General features: G+C 69.8%; 3 protein-coding genes. All 3 read right to left on the bottom strand.

The window, feature by feature from the left end; translation table 11 throughout:
* Positions 1-99 precede the first annotated feature (99 nt).
* On the bottom strand, positions 100-819 hold the full coding sequence (gene rplA / locus VMI11_13295) for a 50S ribosomal protein L1 (protein ID HTY73381.1): 720 nt from the start codon (positions 817-819) through the stop codon (positions 100-102).
* A 111-nt stretch (positions 820-930) separates the two neighbouring features.
* Positions 931-1,356, bottom strand: a complete 426-nt coding sequence (gene rplK / locus VMI11_13290) for a 50S ribosomal protein L11 (protein HTY73380.1) — start codon at positions 1,354-1,356, stop codon at positions 931-933.
* Positions 1,357-1,583: 227 nt separating this feature from the next.
* On the bottom strand, positions 1,584-2,255 hold a 672-nt coding region (gene nusG / locus VMI11_13285; GenBank protein ID HTY73379.1), incomplete at its 5' end, for a transcription termination/antitermination protein NusG.

Raw genomic sequence — 2,255 nt, 5'->3', positions numbered from 1 at the left:
CGGTCCCAACACGGGCACGGCGCCCGCGACCCGTCGCACGATCCGGCATCCGTCGACCGCGACGGTCGACCGGTGCCGGAGCGTCGAGCAAGCGGCGGGTCAGGCGGTGGCGACCTCGTCGGCGGTGTCGAACATGCGGTTCGGGTCGATCTTCACGCCGGGACCCATCGTCGAGGCCAGGGTGATCCGCTTGAAGTAGCGGCCCTTGGCGCTGGCCGGCTTGGCCCGCTCGAGCTCCTCGAGCACCACCCGGAGGTTGGCCCCGAGCGCCTCGGGGGAGAAGCTGGCCTTGCCCAGCGGCACGTGCACGTTGCCGTAGCGGTCGGTGCGGTACTCGACCTTGCCGCCCTTGAAGTCCGACACCGCCTTGGCGACATCAGTGGTCACCGTGCCGGTCTTGGGGTTGGGCATGAGGCCGCGCGGCCCGAGCACCCGGCCGAGCTTGCCGACCTGCGGCATGAGGTCGGGCGTGGCGATGGCCACGTCGAAGTCGAACATGCCGCCCTCGACCTCGGCGGCCAGGTCGTCGGCGCCGACGAAGTCGGCTCCCGCGGCCCGCGCCTCGGTGGCGGCCTCGCCGGCCGCGAACACGGCCACCCGCACGTCCTTGCCCGTGCCGGATGGCAGGGCGACGGTGCCGCGCACCATCTGGTCGGCCTTGCGGGGATCGACGCCGAGCCGCACCGCGACCTCGACGGTCTCGTCGAACTTGGCCGACGCCAGGCTCTTCACGAGGTCGAGCGCCTCGCCGGAGGAGTGGAGCGCGTCCCGGTCGAACCGCCGGGAGGCGTCGGTGTAGTGCTTGCCGTGCTTCGCCATGATGGCTCCCTCGGTGTCGGGCACCCGGTGGGGTGCGGTGACGGGGCCGGGACGAGGTGGTTCCGCGGCACCCGATGGATCAGGTGGGTCAGTGGGATGGAGCAGTTCGACTCAGTCGACGGAGATGCCCATCGAGCGGGCGGTGCCGGCGACCTGCAGCTTGGCCGCTTCGAGGTCGTTGGCGTTGAGGTCGGGCATCTTGATCTGGGCGATCTCGGCCACCTGGGCCTGGGTGATGCTGCCCGCCGACTCACGTCCGGCGGCGTTGGCCGCCTTCTCGACGCCGGCCGCGGCCTTGATCAGCACGGAGGTCGGCGGCGTCTTCAGGATGAAGCTGAACGTGCGGTCCTCGTAGATCGTGATCTCGACCGGCACGATCGTGCCGCGCTGCGCCTCGGTGGCGGCGTTGTAGTCCTTGCAGAAGTCCATGATGGCCACGCCGTGGGGCCCGAGCGCGGTACCCACCGGCGGCGCCGGCGTCGCCGCCCCCGCCGGAATCTGGATCTTCACGACGGCCGCAACCTTCTTCTTGGCCATTCCGACTTCCCTACTTCCTAGAGGTCAACGTCTGAGAGTGCAGTCGACAAGTCTGCCGGCTACCCGAGGCCGGCACAACTCGGGAGGAGCCCGAGTTGGGCTCGGCCCGCAGCGGAACGGGTGACCTGGGGCGCACAGCCCTCCACGCGCAGCGGAGCGAGCATGGAGGGCGCGCACCCAGGGCAGGACCCGTGGAGCGGAGGGCCGAATCGCGCCCGGACGAACAGCTAGAGCTTGGCCACCTGCGAGAACTCGAGCTCGACGGGCGTCTCGCGCCCGAAGATGTTGACCAGCACCTTCACCTTCAACTGGTCCTCGTTGATCTCCACGATCTCGCCGGAGAAGTCGGCGAACGGCCCCTCGCGGACCCGCACCGTCTCGCCCATCTCGTACTCGAGGCGGGGCTTGCCCTTGCGGGTGGCCACCTCCTCGCCCTCCGGCTTGACCTGCAGGAAGGCCTCGACGTCGCGCCGCGGGAGCGGCGAGGGCTTGGCGCCCTGGCCGACGAAGCCGGTCACGCCCGGCGTGTTGCGCACCACGTACCAGGAGTCGTCGTCGAGGTTGCAGCGCACCAGCAGGTAGCCGGGGAAGACCTTCTTCTGGACGACGACCTTCTTGCCGTTCTTGAACTCGACGACGTCTTCCATGGGGATGACGACCTCGTGGATCCGCTCCTCCATGTTCATCGAGGAGATGCGGGCCTCGAGGTTCTGCTTGACCTTCTTCTCGTAGCCCGACTGCGTGTGGACCACGAACCACTGGCCCGGACGGTCGTAGGGGCTCTCGACGGGCGGCGCGGACTCGGCCAGCAGCTCGTCCTCGTCGAGGACCAGCGCGTCATCGAGCTCACGATCGAGCTCGGCCTCGGCACCCTCGGCCGCGGCGTCGACCGCCTCCGC

The sequence above is a fragment of the Actinomycetes bacterium genome, assembly GCA_035506535.1.
GTDB lineage: Bacteria > Actinomycetota > Actinomycetes > DATJPE01 > DATJPE01 > DATJPE01.
The sequence above is the reverse complement of the archived record's forward strand: the minus strand, read 5'-3'. Positions and strand labels throughout refer to the sequence as shown.

What these genes read in the sequence shown, in the direction of transcription:
- rplA (HTY73381.1), bottom strand. Translation starts at nt 819, where the DNA reads ATGGCGAAGCACGGCAAGCACTACACCGACGCCTCCCGGCGGTTCGAC.
- rplK (HTY73380.1), bottom strand. Translation starts at nt 1,356, where the DNA reads ATGGCCAAGAAGAAGGTTGCGGCCGTCGTGAAGATCCAGATTCCGGCG.